This is a genomic window from Xenorhabdus entomophaga (assembly GCF_037996725.1).
GTDB lineage: Bacteria > Pseudomonadota > Gammaproteobacteria > Enterobacterales > Enterobacteriaceae > Xenorhabdus > Xenorhabdus khoisanae.
On record NZ_JBBMXH010000048.1, the window covers coordinates 1 to 16,491 of the forward strand.

The window sequence follows — 16,491 nt, forward strand, 5'->3', positions numbered from 1 at the left end:
GCCGGCTTCCGACAGCGGACTTCGGTGGGCCTGCCACCATCTCCTCCTGAGCTTATGCTACAAACTGGCTGCGTTCCCTATGCTGCCAGTTTGTATGCCTGCGGCACACTTTCAATAATAAAACGCTTTTTTAACATTATCTTATCCCACTCAGCTTGCATATGCGCTTTCATGTTACGCCGTTTTTTCGTGATGAAAGTGACATCGGTTTTGGCTAAATCGTCCGCCAATTCTTGGCTGAGATAACCTTTGTCACCGTAAAGAGAATGTTATGAACCACAAAGAATGAGAAACAAAGAGAAATAGGGAATTGGCGAAATTAAACGGGATTTCGCGGGAATAATTTCAGGGAATTCACAGAGTTGGGATGTGAGTTATAGAACGGCCTCGACTTCTCGTGCAGACTTACCAAAATGAGAAAAATTTTGAATTAGACGTTTTTGATTCACATATTTTGGTAAATGTAGGGCGTGCACGATCATCTGTTTAAATCATCTTTAAATTCTTTTTAACTAATGGGCCAGACAGCCCATTAGCTGGCTTTGCTCTTTCCGCTTAAATGGCGGTCAGTATCCTTTTGCCCTTCGTCTCGGATAGATTCCAAAAATCTCTGGCGCTGCTCATCCGTCAATGAATCGTACATGCGAGCGACGAATAGAGCATGGTTAGATATAGACTGGTCTTCAGGCAATTGTTCTTGCTTACTGTCTGTCGGTGATATCTGTAGTAACGAAGCAAGACCCAGCCTTACAACTTTAGCAATGATTGCATCTCTTTCATCTGGAGTCATTCTATGTAGAAATTCTAACCAAACCTTTTCTTGTGTTTCCGTGACATGCTCCGGGATTTCCTTTAATTCAGGAGCACTATCTACATTACTGCCATTTGCCAGCCACTCAATTGACACCTCGCATTTTTCTGCGAGCAAAGCTAGCTTATCTAAGGATGGATATGTTTTACCCGATAAATAAGTTCTTATCGCAGCTTCTGATATACCACATCTTTTAGCTAAGCTGTTACCAGATTCATTTCCCATGGCTTGTCTGAGTCTATCCTTAAACTGTGTTATTTCATTTCGTATAAAAACACGATGCATACTTTTGTCATCATTTGCGTTTTTTTCTTTGTCATTCATTGAAATTACTAGCTCCTGCCTTTGATTTACACTGCGCATAAAAACACGAATTAATCTTGACTTCGTGTTTTTATGCGAATATATTTATACCTGTACAGATAATCTTTGATGATTATCGGAACCGATAAATATTATAAAGGATCGCATGATGTCGTTAATCTCGCAAGTAGACGTAGATTGGCACCGCGCAGATATCCGCGCGGCATTAGAAAAACGTGGCACAAATTTACGCACACTATCGATAGCGGCAGGTCTGGCCGCTGATACGTTACGTAACGCATTAGTCAGGCCTTGGCCCAAAGGGGAGAAAATTATTGCTCAGGCTATTGGGGTTGAACCTGCGGTTATCTGGCCAAGCCGTTATTCAAGACAATAGAAACAGTAAGGGTGGGACATGGATATTTGGGTTACAGCACAAGAGTGTATCGGGCTACCGAATTTACCAACGGCCCCTTTTAATATCTCGAATCGTTTAAAAAAACTCGCTACTGACGATATGGTCAGGAAGCGGGAAGGCTCTAAGGCATTTGAGTTTCACATTAGCTGCCTGCCACCTGTTGCCCGTGCAGCGGTACTGAAAAAGCAAGGCGTGATAGAAGTTGCAGGCAATCCGATTGAGATTAAAAAACGCCAGACTGAAAACTATTCCCGTGAGTTGCTTTGGCAGGGCTGGAACAACGCCAATGAAAAACAGCGTGGAAAAGCACGCGAACGTTGTGAAGCGGTTATCGCTGTGGCGGAATTACTGGACAGTGGCATTGATACGCTGACCGCATTTGATTCCGTGGGGGAAGCACTGAAAATTGCTCCGGCGTCTGTCCGCCGTTGGTACTACCAGGCCAAGCCGTTTGACCGTTCAGACTGGCTGGCCGCGATGGTCAGCCAACATGGCCATAGTTTGTCGGCGCGCCGGAAGAAAGAAGCGGAGTGCAGCCCGGCGGCCTGGGATTTCTTTCTGGCTGATTATTTGCGCCCTGAGCAGCCTGCATTACGGACGTGCTATGCCCGCCTGACAGAAGCTGCGCCAGCACAGGGTTGGATAATCCCCAGCCTGTCATCCCTGCGCCGGAAGCTGGAGCGTGACGTTCCCGCTGAGCAGGTGGTATTACTGCGCGAGGGAGAACACGCCCTGATGCGGTTATACCCGGCGCAGGAACGTACGGTGCTGGATTTGGATGCGATGGAGTGGATCAACGGGGACGGCTATCAGCATAACGTGTTCGTGCGTTGGTTTAATGGTGAAGTCATTCGTCCCAAAACGTGGGTTTGGCAGGATATCCGTACCCGCAAAATTCTGGCATGGCGTACTGATGTTTCCGAAAACAGCGACAGCATTCGTCTGGCTCTGGCTGATGTGGTGGAGAAATACGGTATCCCCAGACACGTCACCATTGATAACACGCGGGCCGCAGCCAACAAATGGATGACAGGCGGTGTACCCAATCGTTACCGCTTCAAGGTGAAGGAGGATGACCCTAAAGGGATTATTCCCCTGCTGGATATCAAGTTGCACTGGACCAGCGTGCTGTTTGGCCGGGGTCATGGTCAGGCCAAACCGGTTGAACGCGCCTTTTCCCACGGCGGGCTGGGGGAAGTGGTTGACCGCCACCCCGCATTAGCGGGTGCCTATACAGGCGCTAACCCCATGGCAAAGCCGGATAATTACGGTGACCGGGTGATTGATGCCGACGTCTTTTTACAGGTACTGGCGGAGGGCATCGCTTTCTGGAACCGGCAACCGAAGCGGGATACTGAAGCCTGTCAGGGGATACTGTCTTTCGATGCGGCTTTCGAACAGAGTTATCAGATGAGTGCTATCCGCAAGGCCACCGCCGAGCAACGCCACTTGCTGTTGTTACCAGCCGAGGCGGTCACGGTGAACAATGGCGCCTTTACCCTGAATGCCGGGGGCAAGATTGCATCACGCCGGAACCGTTATTACAGCGAACAGTTGCTGGGCATTAAACCCAACAAAGTGGTCATCAGGTTTGATCCGCAGTCACTGCATGAATCTGTCCTGTGTTACACGCTGGATGGCCGCTTTATCTGTGCTGCCCAGTGTATTGAGAAATCGGGCTTTGGTGATACGCAGGCGGCCCGTGAGCATGTCCGCAACCGGACGCGGTTTGTTAAACGGACGAAGGAGGCTGCGACTGCACAGCGCCGCATGACGGCACTGGAAGTGGCGGAGCTGATGCCGGAAACCGTAGCACCTGAGCCACCGGAAACCCGCGTTGTTGAGATTTACAGGCCCGCAGGCAATACCGTCCGTCGTGAGCTGGTTGATATGCACGCCGAGACAGAAAACGATTACGACTACGCCTTTGAAAATGCCGTTGCCCAGTTACATCAACAACAGCAGAAAAACACGATTTAGGGGGAACCATGAGTAACATTATTGAATTGACACAGGCACAAACTGCACAGGCCGATATTCGTGCCGCTATCAGAAACGTGGTTGAGAACGACGGGCTGACCTACAGCCACATCGCCCGCGAAAGTGGTATCTCAGGCACGGCGCTGTCCCAGTTTATGAATGAAAGCTACCGGGGTAACAGCGACAGCATTGCCAGCAAACTTTCGGTCTGGCTGGAAAACCGCACCCGCCGTGCCAGTGAAATGCCGTCAGCGCCGGATTTTGTCGAGACTAAAACGGTCAGGCAGATTTGGAGTGCCCTGCAATATGCCCAGATAGCCCAGTGTATCAGTGTGATCTATGGCAGTCCGGGCGTGGGTAAGACCAAATCGCTGCAACGGTTTGCTAATGAGCGTCCTAATGTCTGGCTGATCACCGTGTCACCTTCCCGTGCCAGCCTGAGCGAATGCCTGTATGAACTGGCGCTGGAACTGGGGCTGGGTGATGCCCCCCGTCGTGCAGGGCAACTGGGGCGGGCCGTTCGTCGCAAGCTGCGCGGCACATCGGGGTTACTGGTCATTGATGAAGCCGATCACCTTGATTACCCCGTACTGGAAGAGCTGCGGATTTTGCAGGAAGAAACCGGCATCGGGCTGGCACTGGTGGGCAATCATCAGGTGTATTCCAAGCTGACAGGCGGTAATTCCCGCAATGTGGATTTTGCCCGTCTGTTTAGCCGCATCGCCAAGAAAGTGGCGATCCTGAAAACCAAAAAAGATGACGTGCAGGCGATATCGGCGGCGTGGGGTCTGGGTCAGCAGGAGCGCGCACTGGTTCAGCAACTGGCAGAACGTCCGGGCGCATTGCGGACTGTTTCCCATACCTTGCGGCTGGCGGCCATGTTTGCGACAGGGGCGAATGAGACATTGACTGAAAAACACATTCGGGCAGCCGTCAAAGATTTGGAAGGGACAACACTATGAATAGTTGTTCATTAACCACGGCATTCAGTAGTGCTGAACACGCTATCTCAGCGTTAACACAGGCAGGCTTTACGGTACTTAGCGTCATGATACGAGACAGTGCGCCACGGATTCAAATTGCCCGTAACGCGCTATGTGAACATTTAATTCAGGATGGTAAGGCAAACTATCGACATCTGGGTCGCTATGCCCGTCAGGGCTGGTTTACCCACTCCGGTTGTCAGGTTTATTGGTCAGAGTCTTTACATTAAGGAGCGCAATATCATGGCAGTAAAAATTGAGATCTTAATCATCACCAGTGAGTCAGGCGAATTAAAACATGAGGTTATCGCCAGTGGTCCTGAGGGTGAATATACCCATCAGGAATATCAAGAAGCGATGCGCTTATCCGATGTGTTAGGCCAGCACTTGACTCGTGGCGGGCATGGATTGGTGATGCATCAGGCACCTGCACGGTACAACATTCACTAACCATTAACGCTAATATTTCGAAAAGGTAAGAATAATGTCAATAAAATCAAAACAATTTACTACCCAAAGTGCACCAGAAGGTTACTGGGTTGATGCTAAGGGCGTCTTAACTCCTGTTGATATCATCAAGGAAATTGACCTTGAGCGTGACACTTTGGTAGGGGACCTTGTGAAACTGTCTGTCAAAGTTAATGAAGCGCTTGATGATCTGAAATCGCGGGCATTTGCCGATATACAGGCATTCGTTGACCTCTCTGCGGAGAAGTACGGTGCTGTCAAAGGCGGTAAAAAAGGCAATGTTACCCTGTATAGCTATGACGGCCGTTATAAAGTCCAACGCGCTATGCAAGACCGAATCGCCTTTGATGAACGTTTGCAGGCGGCCAAGACCTTGATTGATGAATGTCTGGCAGACTGGACAGAAGACGCCCGCCCTGAAATCCAGACCCTGATTAACCAGGCCTTTATCACCGACAAAGAAGGCGATATTAACACGGGTCGTGTTCTGGCGCTGCGTCGTCTGGGTATTGAGGATGAGCGCTGGGTTCAGGCGATGGTGGCGATTGGTGAGGCGTTGCAGGTGGTGGGCAGTAAATCCTATCTGCGTGTCTATGAACGTATTGGTGATACTGACCGATACCAGCCCATAGCGTTAGATATCGCGGGGGTGTGAGATGGCCGGACGTAATCACTATGCTGCCTACTCATCCGTTGCCGCCCAAAGCTGGATGAAAGCGCAGCAGTTTAACCAGCGTTTCCCGATAGGGCACTGTTTTATCTATCAGCCTAACCGGATTTTACGGGGCGGCCAGACCGTCAGAACAATTGAGCCGGCGCAGGACTTAAATAATATGACCGTGGTGGAAATCAGCACCGAACCGTATTTAGTCCGAATTGAACATTTAATCCCGGCTTAATGTAACAAACTGAAAATAAATAACTTTTAAAAATGGCGTAAATCTGTCAGGGCTGGCTTACGCCAAAATTCAGGCAAATTGATATTAGTGAGGGAACTATGAATCAAAATATCAGTAAAGAGCAGTGGACAAAAATAGCGAATGAACTGCAAAGCTATTTTTGTCTCGTCCAATTCAAATACCAGGACACTGTCATTAGTATTCATCGTGAACGTGTTTCAGAGAGTAAAACACACTTGATTGTTTATTTTAACAACACACTCCGAAATGCTTGGGGTTATGAACAATCGGAACACTATAACCCGTTAACGAAATTGTTCTGGCGTTCTTGTACCCAACCATTGTACCCAAAGTCTCGGATTGCTGATGCGGAAAAACAACTGGGAAAACGGCATGTGCAACGGCATATGCCATATATGTATAAAAAATTCACATTCCTCACACCTGTTTTTCCCAATTCAACTGCCCTGATCCGTCAGTACAAAAAAATCGAGGGATTGGAGTTAGTGACAGGCGCTTTGATAGCTGGAGGTTCTGATGAGTAAAGTTCAGCAAATTTCACTGGTTGTCGCCATTACAAAAGAGCTGGGCAACCAGCAACCGGGCATCACCATTAACCAGACGCAGTTAAATATCATCATCGCCGCCGCCAATACTATCTGTGCGGCATTTGAACAACCTGAAATACCCGAGCGCAATCTCTGTGATAGTTGCAATGACTGGCCGCGCGGGGGTTGTCAGCCCGGCTGTGTGGCATATAAGTGAGGTGATTCATGACCAGTCAACAACTTATTCGCCTCATCCATATCGCCAAAACCCAGCTTAAACTGGATGACGAAACCTACCGTGCGGCACTGCTTGCCGCGACGGGCAAAGTATCCTGCCGCGACATGTCTCATGTAGAATTAAAAACCGCCTATGATGCTTTCGTTGAGCGCGGGTTTAAACGCCGTTTTAAACGTGATCAGCAACGGGTTAAACCCCGTTTAAACGGCCAAACCAAAGCACCCGAAATCGGCAAAATCAGGGCCATCTGGATCACCATGCACCAGCAAAAATTTGTGATTGACGGCTCTGAAGCTGCGTTGAACCAGTTTGTCCAGCGTCAGACAGCCAAAATCAATGGGGGTGTCGGCGTAGCCGAAGTGGGCTGGCTGAATGCATCACTGGCCTGTCAGGTTTTGGAATCCCTGAAACAGTGGCACGGCCGGCTAATGTTGGGCGTTATGCACGTGCGAGGTCAGCACCTGCCGGAACGACGGGGATATGATGCCCTGTGTGAGGCGTACAATATAGGGAAACCATCATTATGAAAATTGGCCGTTGCCCAATCTGCCATTCCGATTTTCACCTGGACGCCATTTTTGAAGATGATGCGAGCCGGCAATTACTGGCTAAACTCACCGACTTACCCGGTGGTTGTGCCAAATCGTTGGTCGCTTATATCGGCCTCTTTCGCCGGGAGAAAAATAACCTGTCCAACAGCCGGGCACTGAAACTGGCGGAAGAGGTGTTAGACCTGTATTCCGTCAACCGGGTGCTGACCCATGCCCTGAGCGAAACGGTAGAACGTATTCGGGAAAAACGGGCACAGGGCGATAACAAACCATTGACCAACCATAACTATCTTAAAACTGTTTATCAGTCGTCAGAACAGCAGTTTGCCCAGAGCAGTAATATCAGTGCCAGGGAAAAGAAACAGTTATCTGGGTCTGATACGCGTGACGCCTATTTTAAACAAATGCGGCAATATGGTGTTGATTTGGCTACACTACCGGGTGGCAAAGAGTGGTTAGATCGACAAGCAGGGGGTTAAATGGATAGTGAACTTAGTAGTTTCTTCTTTACATTGATACCGATTGCGGCGGCATTCTGGGTTTATTTTGATGCGTACCATAATCGGATTGGCACATATCGTGATGAACAGAACCGACTCCGCGGGCATTCGCCAGTCTGGTGGGGCGCCTTGACTTTATTGTTATTAATCGTCTTTCTGCCTGTATATCTTATTCGCAGGAAAACATTAATAGCCATTGCACAAGAGCGCCCTGCTAACAGTGATAAGAGCATTGGAATCTTAGTTATTTCAATATTGAGTGGGTTCATAATCTGGTATTACAACTTTAATTATTAATGGCTTGATAATATGAGAAATCTACCCCTCTTTGCCGAGAGTCATGACGCATTAGGCCAGCTATTAGATCAGCTGGAGACTATCCCCGCGGCGGAGTTACAGGCCCGCTGGCCTCAACTACTGGCCGATATGGTTGATTTGTTCAGCACGGAACTACAGCGGCAGGGCTACGATGAACCCGCCGCCCGGTTGTCAGCCAGTAAACTGGTCGGTTCGCTGGCACATTACTATGGTGGCCGTGCTGTCTATCTGCCAACGGGTGAGACATTAAAAGCCGCGTTACGTGATAACCAGTTATTCAGTGACTGGAGCCGTTCCCGGGGGAATGTGGATGGGTTAGCCCGAAAATATTCTCTGACCAACTCGACCGTTTATGCGATACTGCGACAACAGTTAGCGCTGCACCGTAAACGCGGCCAGCCTGATCTGTTCGACTAAAGACCAACCCGCTGCGGCGGGTTTTTGTTTGATACCCCACAAACCCAACTTTCCCCACCAAAAACCGATGATGAGCTACCCATTGTTTACAGGTCGCTATCATGACTCAAAATACCTACAGTGTCGCGTTCCTCCATGCCATTCATTACCTGCTGCCTGTTGAGGGCGGTTATGTCAATGATCCCCATGACCGTGGCGGTGAAACCCAATACGGCATCAGCAAACGCAGTTACCCCCAACTGGATATTCGTGCATTAACCCAGGCAGACGCGACCGCGATCTACTATCGGGATTTTTGGCAGCAGGCAGGCTGCGAACGTGTGCCGGCCGGTATTTCACTGGTGTTGTTTGACAGTGCCGTTCAGCATGGCGTGGTTTCTGCCATCCGGTTATTACAACGTGCGGTTGCCGTGCGTGATGACGGGATTCTGGGCAGTAAAACCCGCGACGCCATTGCCGCCATCGCCCCGGATTATCTGTTACACCGCCTGATGAACCAGCGTGCCCGCTACTATGCCCAGATTATCGCCCGCAATCCCCTGCAACAACGATTTTTGAATGGCTGGTTCAATCGGTTGGATCATCTCATTCAGGCTGCACTGGAGGTGGTGTAATGCTGCCGCATCCTATTCCTGAACCGCTATTGCAAAAGCAAATCCCGGCGCTGCGTAACCCCCGTTATTACGACATTTACCAACACGGGCGTGAGCGCTGTTTACAGCAGGCACTGGCCGGAAGCGATATCGGCCAGGTTCCGCTGTATAGCCATAACGCCACGTACCAGTCCCTGTTCAGCCGCGGCTGGGCGTCGGTCAATGCGCAGGATATCCGTCTGGCGAAGGCAGGTAGTCATGTTAACCATGCTTAAGCAACTGCTCACCAATCCTGCTACCGGGCGTTTTTCGACGTCCGACACCACGTTGTTCGGTGCCTGGGTGGCCAGTACCCTTGTTTTGTTATGGTCTGCGCTGTCAGGCCAGCTTTCCGAATGGCTGTTTGTCGGCTATCTGGCCGCCTGGGTAACCCAGAATCAGGCGTCCAAACAAGCTGCTATTAAGCGGGATAAGGAGATCGGTCTATGAACGTTATCTATCGCTATGGCCTGACCGCGATGGTCAGCGCCGCACTGGGCGGGGGAATGGCCGCGTGGTGGGTCACCCAATCCATGCAGTCTGCGGTGGATGCCGAGATCCAGAACCGTCAGGCCGCAGAGCTGACCTTCTATCAGTCACAAAAAGCCTTGGCCGAACTGAATGCGGCGGCCCTCCATCAACTGGTGACAGAACAACAGGCACAATTACAGAAAAATGCAGACTTATCTAACAAAGTGTATGCCCGGCTTGCGGGGTTATCCCAGACGGCCAAACGCATTGAAAACCAAATCCCCGCTGCACTGGCCCGTGATGGGGCTGGTTATAACGGCCTGGGTCCTGACGGGTTGCAGCTCTACCAGCACGCCTTCGGTTACGGTCACCCCGCCGTTGATCGTGACGGCCTGTCCGGTGATCCCCGCGTCCCTGCTGCAACTGCCCCCCAAACCCGCACCGCCCTGGTCAGGGACCCCCGCTGCCCTGCTGGCCCATGCCAGCCAGTACGGCCAGTGGAGTCAGGCACTGGAGCACAGGCTTCGGGCCATTCAGACCTGGGCAGCACAACAACAGGAACGGCACCATGAGCAGGCTGATAGATAAGGCCTGTGCGCTGGAACAATGGCATCGTGAACGGGCGCTGAGGGCGCATTTTCAGCGCACGGCACAGTCAGGCAACGGGGTGTGCTTTGACTGTGGCGAGGCCATTGATCCGGCCCGGCTGGCGATCAATCCCGCCTTTGAACGGTGTATCGGGTGCCAGGAACATATCGAATTCAGGGATAAATATGCTAGACGTCCTTAGAGAAAACTGGGCCATGGTCTGGGCAGCCGCCACCACGGCCTTTAACGTCATTCTGGTGCTGCTCAGTAAAACCTACGCCAAACGTGATGAAGTGGAAGTGCTGAAGATGCAGGTTAATCAACTGGAAAACTCGCTGTCTACGTTACCCAACCGGCAGGAACTGCACAGCCTGCAACTGGAGATTGCCCAATTGCGGGGTGACCTCAGTGCGGTGTTACCGGAATTACGTCAATTGCGCAATTTAAGTGATTTGTTATTACAGAACGAATTAAAGGAAAAAAGCTAATGTCAGCCATGCGTGAAATCTTAAATGCTGACCAGCGGCTGGTGCTGCTGCGTTCGCTCACCGAATGTGGCGGTGATGCCAATGAATCGGTGCTACAGACCTGTCTGGATGCCTACGGCCACCGTATCAGCCGTGATGTGGTGCGGTCCCACCTAACGTGGTTAGAAGAACAGGGTTTGTGTGCGGCCAAAGATGTGGCGGGCTGCCTCGTTGCCTCTATCACGGGTCGCGGTTTGGATGTGGCTGAAGGTCGAAGTCAGGTGCCGGGTGTTAAGCGTCCTCGCCTCCGGGGTGGGTTATGACGGATAAGAAAACGCGCGGGCGTCCCTCTAAAATCGATTTATTACCGGCGGCCATTCGTGATCAGTTACATGCGCTGTTGCGTGATAAACGTCACACGCAGGAAGATATCCGGGGGGCCGTGAATGAGTTGATTGATGACGCCGGCCTGTCTGAAGACCTTAAAATTTCCCGCACAGGGCTAAACCGCTATGCTTCGCGGATGGAAACTTTAGGGGCGAAAATTCGTGAAGGCCGCGAGATTGCGGACGTGTGGGTGTCCCGCCTTGGCTCTGCGCCGACCTCTGATGTGGGTAAGTTATTGCAGGAGTTTGTGAAATCCCTCGCGTTTGAAACCAGTATGTCGCTGGCTGAAGGTGACAATGTGGTTGAACCTAAAGCGCTGGCACAGTTAGCCCTGGTGGCCGCCCGTATTGAGCAAGCCGCCATGACCAGCACCAAGCGTGAGAAAGAAATCCGCGCCGCCTTTGCGGCTGAAGCGGCTGAGCAGGCAGAAAAAATTGTCAAACAGGCTGGATTGACCGCCGATGCGGCCGCCGATATCCGCCGACAGATTTTGGGGATCGCCTGATGCAAACGAATCCTGCCACCGAATTTATTATCAATGCCGTCAATGACGCGGCATTTGATCCCAATGCCGTCTTACTGGGCTATCAGCGGCGCTGGATAGCGGATGATTCCGTCCTCAAGATAGCTGAAAAGTCCCGCCGGACAGGGCTGACCTGGGCAGAAGCGGCGGATGCCTCACTGACGGCTGCGTTGTCACGCGAAGCGGGCGGCACCAACCATTTCTATATCGGGTCGAATAAAGAAATGGCGCGTGAGTTTATTGACGCGGCGGCGATGTGGGCCAAAGCGTATGGACTGGCCGCGGGTGAAGTGGGCGAAGAGGTTTTCGAAGATGAAGACCAGGATATTCTGACCTTTATTATTTACTTTAGCAGTGGCTTTAAGGTGCAGGCATTGTCCAGTAATCCCAAAAACCTGCGCGGGATGCAGGGCAATGTCACCATTGATGAGGCTGCGTTCCATGAGAAGCTGGCGGAAGTGCTGAAAGCGGCACTGGCGCTCACCATGTGGGGGGCAAAGGTCCGTATTGTTTCTACCCATAACGGCAATGAAAACCTGTTTAATGAGTTAATCCAGGATTCCCGCGCTGGGCGCAAACGCTATTCCATTCACACGATTACGTTGGATGATGCCTGCAACGAGGGATTATATCAGCGTATTTGTCAGGTCAGACGCCAGCCGTGGTCGCAGGCAAACGAGGAAGAATGGAAAGCCAATCTGCTGAAAGATACCGCCACGGAAGAGGATGCGCTGGAAGAATATTATTGCGTACCTAAACAAGGGTCAGGGGCCTATATTCCACGCGTATTGATTGACCGTGCTACCGATGAACATTGCCGGGTTGTGCGTTTCAGTATGCCAAAGGGGCACATGACATGGACAGAAGACGAGCGTGTCAGCACCGTTAAGACGTTTATTGCGGAATCACTCTATCCCATCATTAATCAGTTTGATCCTGATACACGTCATGCGTATGGGCAAGACTTTGCCCGCAACGGTGACTTGTCGGTGATTGGTGCTGGCAGTGTCGAACAAGATACCCGTCGCGTGCTATCGCTGACCGTTGAATTGCATGATGTGCCCTATAACCAACAGCGTCAAATCGCGTTGGCTGTGATTGATGCGTTGCCACGTTTGGTAGGAATTGCGGTCGATGCCACCGGGAACGGCGGCTACTTGGGTGAAGCGCTCTTGCTGCGCTACGGGGAAGATATGGTCGATGCGATTCATATTACCGATAACTTCTATCGCGAATGGTCACCCAAATACAAAGCGTTGTATGAGTCCAATGATATTTCTATCCCGAAAGACGAAGACATCATTGCCGACCAGCGGCAAATGCAGAACATCCGCGGCGTGCCCAAAATCGATAAAAACCGCCGCAAAGGGGCGGACGGTAAGAAGCGCCACGGCGACAGTGCAGGCGCTTACCTGATGTTTACCCGTGCCACCTATATGGATGGCCAACTGATTGAATTTATTCCGCTGCCGGATAAGCACGCAGCCGATGACGATGATTTACCGAATTTTGAACGGGGGTGCTGGTGAAAATACTCAACCGACTGGTCGATGCCGTAGGGCGTCGTTTCTGGTTTAAATCCGACAGGCAAACAGATGATGAGTCCCGTATCTCACAACTCCATCGCTATTACGGTGATCATCCGGTCAGTGGCCTGACGCCTGCCCGCGCGGCGGAGATTCTGATTGATGCGGAACGCGGGCAACTGCTGGCCCAGTGCGAACTGGCGGAAGATATGGAAGAGCGGGACGCGCACCTGCAATCGGAACTGGGCAAACGTCGCCGTGCCCTCCAGTCACTGGACTGGAAAATTACCCCCCCGTCGAACGCCAGCCGGGAAGAGATCCACGATGCGGAACTGCTGACCGAAATCTTGCGGGATGCAGACTGGCTGCCGGATTGCGTCTTTGATGCCACCGACGCCATTTTGAAGGGTTTTTCGTGTCAGGAAATCGAATGGGAAACTGTGGGTGACCTGATTATTCCGCGTTCGGTGGAATGGCGCGACCCGGCGTGGTTTCAAACCCCACAGGGTGAACGTAATGAACTGCGCCTGCGGGATGGCACAGCCGACGGGGCCGAGCTGCAACCGTTCGGCTGGATACAGCATGTGGCCAAGTCCAAATCGGGCTATCTGGCGCGTACCGGACTTATCCGCACCTTGGTCTGGCCGTTTATCTTTAAAAACTATTCGGTGCGTGACCTGGCTGAATTTCTGGAAATTTACGGCCTGCCTATCCGGGTCGGCACCTATCCTGCCGGTGCCACGGACAATGAGAAACGCACATTGCTTCAGGCCGTCATGTCCATTGGCCATAATGCGGGCGGCATTATTCCCCGCTCCATGGCGATTGATTTCAAGAACGCGGCGGATGGCACCGCCGATCCCTTTATGGCCATGATGTCGTGGGCAGAGCTAAGCATGTCCAAAGCCGTGCTGGGCGGCACATTGACCAGTCAGGCTGATGGTGCGAGCAGCACTAATGCCCTGGGCAATGTGCATAATGAGGTCCGGTTTGAGGTACGCAACAGCGATGCCACCCAATTGGCCGCCACGCTGACCCGCGATTTGGTTTTTCCCCTGTATGCGCTGAATTGTCAGTCTTTTGATAACCAGCGCCGTAAGCCGGTGTTTGAATTTGACTTGTCTGAACCCGAGGATGTCATGGCTTACGCCACTGCATTGCCCCAACTGGTCGGTCTCGGCATGAAAATTCCGGTGCAGTGGGCACATGACAAGCTGCAAATTCCGATGGCCGCCGATGATGAAGACAGCCTGAAGCCAGCGGCACCGCCTGCACCGGATTTCTCTGCCGCCATGTTAAGTGCCCGGCCTGAAGCCGTTTTGTCAGCAGATGGGGCTACGGTATCCGTCAATACGATGCCGGGTGCCGTCAGTGGGCAGGAATGGCAATCTGCGGTTGATCCCTTACTCACACCCCTGATTCAGGCACTGGAAACGGGCGGGTATGCCGCAGCCCAACAAAAAGCGGCCGAACTTTATGCCGGAATGGATGATGATCAATTGGCCGATATGTTACACCGGGCGATGTTTGTCGCCGAACTGTGGGGACGATTAAATGCCGCAACCCATTGATTTAGGTTATGCCGCCAAACTGGAGCCTGCACTTGCGGTCGATTATTTTCGCGCCAAGGGCTATGAAATCACCTGGAACTGGCAGGAAGCTAATTCGGCAGTGCATGCGCGGGCATTTACCGTCGCCAAAGCGGCGCGATTGGATATCCTGACCACACTACGGGAGCAGGTGGATAAGGCAAATAGCGAAGGTATCACTGAACGTGAATTTATTAATACCCTGACACCTCGCTTACAAGAGCAAGGATGGTGGGGAAAACAGGTCATTGTTGACAGTGACGGCAATGCTGAACAGGTTCAACTGGGCAGCCCGTCACGGCTGGCGACCATTTACCGCACCAATGTGGCAACCGCCTATCAGGCCGGGCGTTACCAGCAGCAACTGGCCAGTGCCGATACCCATCCCTATTGGCAATATATCGCCATTATGGATGGCCGCACCCGACAGAGCCATGCCGCGATGCATGGGCGGGTATTCCGCTATGATGACCCCCTCTGGGAAAAGCTCTATCCGCCTAATGACTGGGGCTGCCGTTGCCGGGTACGGGCATTGACGGCCGCACAGGTCAAACGAATGGGGTTAACCGTCGAATCCAGCACGGGCGCTATCAGCAGTCAGCAAGTGGAAACCGGGGTTGATAAACGGACCGGCGAAATTTATCAGTCCGAAACGACGACATTCCAGCGCGGAAGTCAGAAAATGACCACGGGTGCGGGCTGGTCAAACAATGCCGGACAATTGGCGATGGGTTCTGATATCAGCATGGCGCGCAAACTGCTCGAGTTGCAGAACCGCGAGCTGCGCCAGCAGGTGATCCAGTCCCTGAATAATGCGCCCGCCCGGCAGCAGGCCTTTGCCCAATGGGTCGGTCAGGTGATGACCCGCCGTCATACCGGTAATAGTCAGCAATCGCTGGGGTTTGTGGCAGACGGTATCGCGCTGGCGCTTGAACAGCGGTTCAGTCAGTCTGCCCCGCGTTTGCTGACCGTGAATGAAACCACCCTAAAATCAGGCGGAACGATGGCAGAATACCAGGCACTGCCCGCCATTATCGGCCAGCCTGCGGCGGTGGTACTGGACAAAACCCGCCAGCAATTGCTGTATATCAGTGCCACCGAACGCGAGGCAGGCAGGACGGTGGTGTATGTGCCTGTCCAGCATAGCCTAATGGAAAACCTGACAAGCGGGGCCGTTCAGGTCAATACCTTGCCGTTGTCTGCATTACGTACAGCATTACACAACGGGCATTATGAACTTCTGGAGGGGAATTTATGAAATTAGATGTCCGGTTTGATGACCGGGATATTCAGCATGCTTTCCAGCGCGTGATGCAGTTGGGGATGGATTCAACCCCCATTACCCGCGCGGTGGCGGCGGTATTGGCCAGCGAAAGCGAAGACGCCTTTGCTAACCAGGCTGACCCCGCCACCGGGCAACCGTGGACACCGCTGACACCCCGTTATAAAGCCAAATTGGATGCCCGCGGATACACGGGACCTATGCTGCAACGCACGCAGGGCGGGCTGGCGCTGTCATTGTCTACCGCCTATGATGCCGTGAGTGCGGCGATTGGTTCCAATAAGGTCTACGCCCCGATCCATCAATGGGGCGGCCTGCCAACCATGCCCCCCGGCCCCGCGGCGGTGCCGGCCCGGCCTTATATGGGCTTGTCCAGACAGGGAATTGCCGATATCGTGGATATCATTAACCAGCAGCACGCTGAGGCCCTACAGCACCGTTGACAGGGGATAATTCGCCTTTAACCCGTTTAAACGGTTCCTGACATTTTTAAACGGGTTTTAAACGCGCTATAGTGTTACGTGTCCCCTGCCTCTTCTTTTTCCTGCCTTGTGAAGGTGTGATTTACCACAAACCCACCCTAATTGCTTCG

General features: G+C 52.2%; 26 protein-coding genes and 1 pseudogene. 25 read left to right on the forward strand and 2 right to left on the reverse strand.

Annotation, left to right across the window (positions count from 1 at the left end):
* Nucleotides 1-104: 104 nt before the first annotated feature.
* Together AAC854_RS11360 and AAC854_RS11365 are read right to left on the reverse strand one after the other, a co-directional pair.
* Nucleotides 105-266 (reverse strand): annotated as a pseudogene (locus AAC854_RS11360) (transposase); the annotation flags it as partial.
* Nucleotides 267-532: 266 nt separating this feature from the next.
* The gene (locus tag AAC854_RS11365) at nucleotides 533-1,135 is read right to left on the reverse strand and encodes a helix-turn-helix domain-containing protein (protein ID WP_340617202.1); all 603 of its coding nucleotides are present in this window, start codon (nucleotides 1,133-1,135) and stop codon (nucleotides 533-535) included.
* A 148-nt stretch (nucleotides 1,136-1,283) separates the two neighbouring features.
* On the opposite strand from AAC854_RS11365, the gene AAC854_RS11370 reads away from it, so the two are divergent.
* From AAC854_RS11370 to AAC854_RS11490, 25 genes are all read left to right on the forward strand, one after another.
* Nucleotides 1,284-1,511 (forward strand): helix-turn-helix domain-containing protein, encoded by a 228-nt coding sequence (locus tag AAC854_RS11370; RefSeq protein WP_340617246.1) that lies wholly within the window; start codon nucleotides 1,284-1,286, stop codon nucleotides 1,509-1,511.
* An 18-nt stretch (nucleotides 1,512-1,529) separates the two neighbouring features.
* Nucleotides 1,530-3,512, forward strand: a complete 1,983-nt coding sequence (locus tag AAC854_RS11375; RefSeq protein ID WP_340617203.1) for a transposase domain-containing protein — start codon at nucleotides 1,530-1,532, stop codon at nucleotides 3,510-3,512.
* Nucleotides 3,513-3,520: 8 nt separating this feature from the next.
* Nucleotides 3,521-4,474 (forward strand): AAA family ATPase, encoded by a 954-nt coding sequence (locus tag AAC854_RS11380; RefSeq protein WP_340617204.1) that lies wholly within the window; start codon nucleotides 3,521-3,523, stop codon nucleotides 4,472-4,474.
* Nucleotides 4,471-4,725 (forward strand): hypothetical protein, encoded by a 255-nt coding sequence (locus tag AAC854_RS11385; protein ID WP_340617205.1) that lies wholly within the window; start codon nucleotides 4,471-4,473, stop codon nucleotides 4,723-4,725. The genes AAC854_RS11380 and AAC854_RS11385 overlap by 4 nt, the downstream gene beginning before the upstream one ends.
* A gap of 13 nt (nucleotides 4,726-4,738) precedes the next feature.
* Complete coding sequence (locus AAC854_RS11390; protein WP_340617206.1) at nucleotides 4,739-4,945, forward strand: hypothetical protein; 207 nt, start codon at nucleotides 4,739-4,741, stop codon at nucleotides 4,943-4,945.
* Nucleotides 4,946-4,979: 34 nt separating this feature from the next.
* Nucleotides 4,980-5,618, forward strand: a complete 639-nt coding sequence (locus tag AAC854_RS11395) for a DUF3164 family protein (RefSeq protein WP_340617207.1) — start codon at nucleotides 4,980-4,982, stop codon at nucleotides 5,616-5,618.
* A 1-nt stretch (nucleotide 5,619) separates the two neighbouring features.
* Nucleotides 5,620-5,862 carry a hypothetical protein gene (locus AAC854_RS11400; RefSeq protein WP_340617208.1) on the forward strand — a complete coding sequence of 81 codons (243 nt, stop codon included), beginning with the start codon at nucleotides 5,620-5,622 and terminating at the stop codon, nucleotides 5,860-5,862.
* A 98-nt stretch (nucleotides 5,863-5,960) separates the two neighbouring features.
* Nucleotides 5,961-6,407 (forward strand): hypothetical protein, encoded by a 447-nt coding sequence (locus tag AAC854_RS11405; protein WP_340617209.1) that lies wholly within the window; start codon nucleotides 5,961-5,963, stop codon nucleotides 6,405-6,407.
* Nucleotides 6,400-6,627, forward strand: a complete 228-nt coding sequence (locus tag AAC854_RS11410) for a hypothetical protein (RefSeq protein ID WP_340617210.1) — start codon at nucleotides 6,400-6,402, stop codon at nucleotides 6,625-6,627. The genes AAC854_RS11405 and AAC854_RS11410 overlap by 8 nt, the downstream gene beginning before the upstream one ends.
* Nucleotides 6,628-6,635: 8 nt before the next feature.
* Entirely contained in the window at nucleotides 6,636-7,175 is a 540-nt protein-coding gene (locus tag AAC854_RS11415; RefSeq protein ID WP_340617211.1) for a gp16 family protein, read from the forward strand.
* Nucleotides 7,172-7,678, forward strand: coding sequence for a hypothetical protein (locus AAC854_RS11420; RefSeq protein ID WP_340617212.1), 507 nt, complete (start codon nucleotides 7,172-7,174; stop codon nucleotides 7,676-7,678). The genes AAC854_RS11415 and AAC854_RS11420 overlap by 4 nt, the downstream gene beginning before the upstream one ends.
* Nucleotides 7,679-7,996, forward strand: coding sequence for a hypothetical protein (locus AAC854_RS11425; protein ID WP_340617213.1), 318 nt, complete (start codon nucleotides 7,679-7,681; stop codon nucleotides 7,994-7,996).
* Nucleotides 7,997-8,008: 12 nt separating this feature from the next.
* On the forward strand, nucleotides 8,009-8,434 hold the full coding sequence (locus AAC854_RS11430) for a Mor transcription activator family protein (protein ID WP_340617214.1): 426 nt from the start codon (nucleotides 8,009-8,011) through the stop codon (nucleotides 8,432-8,434).
* A 101-nt stretch (nucleotides 8,435-8,535) separates the two neighbouring features.
* Nucleotides 8,536-9,048: a glycoside hydrolase family 108 protein gene (locus tag AAC854_RS11435; RefSeq protein ID WP_340617215.1), complete on the forward strand. Its 513-nt coding sequence runs from the start codon at nucleotides 8,536-8,538 to the stop codon at nucleotides 9,046-9,048.
* Entirely contained in the window at nucleotides 9,048-9,302 is a 255-nt protein-coding gene (locus tag AAC854_RS11440; RefSeq protein ID WP_340617216.1) for a hypothetical protein, read from the forward strand. Before AAC854_RS11435 ends, AAC854_RS11440 begins: the two co-directional genes overlap by 1 nt.
* Entirely contained in the window at nucleotides 9,286-9,516 is a 231-nt protein-coding gene (locus AAC854_RS11445; protein WP_340617217.1) for a hypothetical protein, read from the forward strand. The genes AAC854_RS11440 and AAC854_RS11445 overlap by 17 nt, the downstream gene beginning before the upstream one ends.
* Nucleotides 9,513-10,109 (forward strand): hypothetical protein, encoded by a 597-nt coding sequence (locus AAC854_RS11450; protein ID WP_340617218.1) that lies wholly within the window; start codon nucleotides 9,513-9,515, stop codon nucleotides 10,107-10,109. The genes AAC854_RS11445 and AAC854_RS11450 overlap by 4 nt, the downstream gene beginning before the upstream one ends.
* Nucleotides 10,106-10,327: a TraR/DksA C4-type zinc finger protein gene (locus AAC854_RS11455; protein ID WP_340617219.1), complete on the forward strand. Its 222-nt coding sequence runs from the start codon at nucleotides 10,106-10,108 to the stop codon at nucleotides 10,325-10,327. The genes AAC854_RS11450 and AAC854_RS11455 overlap by 4 nt, the downstream gene beginning before the upstream one ends.
* A complete protein-coding gene (locus tag AAC854_RS11460; RefSeq protein ID WP_340617220.1) occupies nucleotides 10,311-10,613 on the forward strand; it encodes a DUF2730 family protein in 303 nt (100 codons plus the stop codon). The genes AAC854_RS11455 and AAC854_RS11460 overlap by 17 nt, the downstream gene beginning before the upstream one ends.
* Nucleotides 10,614-10,621: 8 nt before the next feature.
* Nucleotides 10,622-10,915, forward strand: coding sequence for a VpaChn25_0724 family phage protein (locus AAC854_RS11465; protein ID WP_340617247.1), 294 nt, complete (start codon nucleotides 10,622-10,624; stop codon nucleotides 10,913-10,915).
* On the forward strand, nucleotides 10,912-11,484 hold the full coding sequence (locus AAC854_RS11470; RefSeq protein WP_340617221.1) for a DUF3486 family protein: 573 nt from the start codon (nucleotides 10,912-10,914) through the stop codon (nucleotides 11,482-11,484). The genes AAC854_RS11465 and AAC854_RS11470 overlap by 4 nt, the downstream gene beginning before the upstream one ends.
* Nucleotides 11,484-13,031, forward strand: a complete 1,548-nt coding sequence (locus AAC854_RS11475) for a terminase large subunit domain-containing protein (protein ID WP_340617222.1) — start codon at nucleotides 11,484-11,486, stop codon at nucleotides 13,029-13,031. Before AAC854_RS11470 ends, AAC854_RS11475 begins: the two co-directional genes overlap by 1 nt.
* Entirely contained in the window at nucleotides 13,028-14,599 is a 1,572-nt protein-coding gene (locus tag AAC854_RS11480) for a DUF935 domain-containing protein (protein WP_422824080.1), read from the forward strand. Before AAC854_RS11475 ends, AAC854_RS11480 begins: the two co-directional genes overlap by 4 nt.
* Entirely contained in the window at nucleotides 14,583-15,875 is a 1,293-nt protein-coding gene (locus AAC854_RS11485) for a phage head morphogenesis protein (protein ID WP_340617224.1), read from the forward strand. Before AAC854_RS11480 ends, AAC854_RS11485 begins: the two co-directional genes overlap by 17 nt.
* A complete protein-coding gene (locus tag AAC854_RS11490) occupies nucleotides 15,872-16,342 on the forward strand; it encodes a phage virion morphogenesis protein (protein ID WP_340617225.1) in 471 nt (156 codons plus the stop codon). The genes AAC854_RS11485 and AAC854_RS11490 overlap by 4 nt, the downstream gene beginning before the upstream one ends.
* Nucleotides 16,343-16,491: the final 149 nt, after the last annotated feature.

What these genes read in the sequence shown, in the direction of transcription:
- AAC854_RS11365 (WP_340617202.1), bottom strand. Translation starts at nt 1,135, where the DNA reads ATGAATGACAAAGAAAAAAACGCAAATGATGACAAAAGTATGCATCGT.
- AAC854_RS11370 (WP_340617246.1), top strand. Translation starts at nt 1,284, where the DNA reads ATGTCGTTAATCTCGCAAGTAGACGTAGATTGGCACCGCGCAGATATC.
- AAC854_RS11375 (WP_340617203.1), top strand. Translation starts at nt 1,530, where the DNA reads ATGGATATTTGGGTTACAGCACAAGAGTGTATCGGGCTACCGAATTTA.
- AAC854_RS11380 (WP_340617204.1), top strand. Translation starts at nt 3,521, where the DNA reads ATGAGTAACATTATTGAATTGACACAGGCACAAACTGCACAGGCCGAT.
- AAC854_RS11385 (WP_340617205.1), top strand. Translation starts at nt 4,471, where the DNA reads ATGAATAGTTGTTCATTAACCACGGCATTCAGTAGTGCTGAACACGCT.
- AAC854_RS11390 (WP_340617206.1), top strand. Translation starts at nt 4,739, where the DNA reads ATGGCAGTAAAAATTGAGATCTTAATCATCACCAGTGAGTCAGGCGAA.
- AAC854_RS11395 (WP_340617207.1), top strand. Translation starts at nt 4,980, where the DNA reads ATGTCAATAAAATCAAAACAATTTACTACCCAAAGTGCACCAGAAGGT.
- AAC854_RS11400 (WP_340617208.1), top strand. Translation starts at nt 5,620, where the DNA reads ATGGCCGGACGTAATCACTATGCTGCCTACTCATCCGTTGCCGCCCAA.
- AAC854_RS11405 (WP_340617209.1), top strand. Translation starts at nt 5,961, where the DNA reads ATGAATCAAAATATCAGTAAAGAGCAGTGGACAAAAATAGCGAATGAA.
- AAC854_RS11410 (WP_340617210.1), top strand. Translation starts at nt 6,400, where the DNA reads ATGAGTAAAGTTCAGCAAATTTCACTGGTTGTCGCCATTACAAAAGAG.
- AAC854_RS11415 (WP_340617211.1), top strand. Translation starts at nt 6,636, where the DNA reads ATGACCAGTCAACAACTTATTCGCCTCATCCATATCGCCAAAACCCAG.
- AAC854_RS11420 (WP_340617212.1), top strand. Translation starts at nt 7,172, where the DNA reads ATGAAAATTGGCCGTTGCCCAATCTGCCATTCCGATTTTCACCTGGAC.
- AAC854_RS11425 (WP_340617213.1), top strand. Translation starts at nt 7,679, where the DNA reads ATGGATAGTGAACTTAGTAGTTTCTTCTTTACATTGATACCGATTGCG.
- AAC854_RS11430 (WP_340617214.1), top strand. Translation starts at nt 8,009, where the DNA reads ATGAGAAATCTACCCCTCTTTGCCGAGAGTCATGACGCATTAGGCCAG.
- AAC854_RS11435 (WP_340617215.1), top strand. Translation starts at nt 8,536, where the DNA reads ATGACTCAAAATACCTACAGTGTCGCGTTCCTCCATGCCATTCATTAC.
- AAC854_RS11440 (WP_340617216.1), top strand. Translation starts at nt 9,048, where the DNA reads ATGCTGCCGCATCCTATTCCTGAACCGCTATTGCAAAAGCAAATCCCG.
- AAC854_RS11445 (WP_340617217.1), top strand. Translation starts at nt 9,286, where the DNA reads ATGTTAACCATGCTTAAGCAACTGCTCACCAATCCTGCTACCGGGCGT.
- AAC854_RS11450 (WP_340617218.1), top strand. Translation starts at nt 9,513, where the DNA reads ATGAACGTTATCTATCGCTATGGCCTGACCGCGATGGTCAGCGCCGCA.
- AAC854_RS11455 (WP_340617219.1), top strand. Translation starts at nt 10,106, where the DNA reads ATGAGCAGGCTGATAGATAAGGCCTGTGCGCTGGAACAATGGCATCGT.
- AAC854_RS11460 (WP_340617220.1), top strand. Translation starts at nt 10,311, where the DNA reads ATGCTAGACGTCCTTAGAGAAAACTGGGCCATGGTCTGGGCAGCCGCC.
- AAC854_RS11465 (WP_340617247.1), top strand. Translation starts at nt 10,622, where the DNA reads ATGCGTGAAATCTTAAATGCTGACCAGCGGCTGGTGCTGCTGCGTTCG.
- AAC854_RS11470 (WP_340617221.1), top strand. Translation starts at nt 10,912, where the DNA reads ATGACGGATAAGAAAACGCGCGGGCGTCCCTCTAAAATCGATTTATTA.
- AAC854_RS11475 (WP_340617222.1), top strand. Translation starts at nt 11,484, where the DNA reads ATGCAAACGAATCCTGCCACCGAATTTATTATCAATGCCGTCAATGAC.
- AAC854_RS11485 (WP_340617224.1), top strand. Translation starts at nt 14,583, where the DNA reads ATGCCGCAACCCATTGATTTAGGTTATGCCGCCAAACTGGAGCCTGCA.
- AAC854_RS11490 (WP_340617225.1), top strand. Translation starts at nt 15,872, where the DNA reads ATGAAATTAGATGTCCGGTTTGATGACCGGGATATTCAGCATGCTTTC.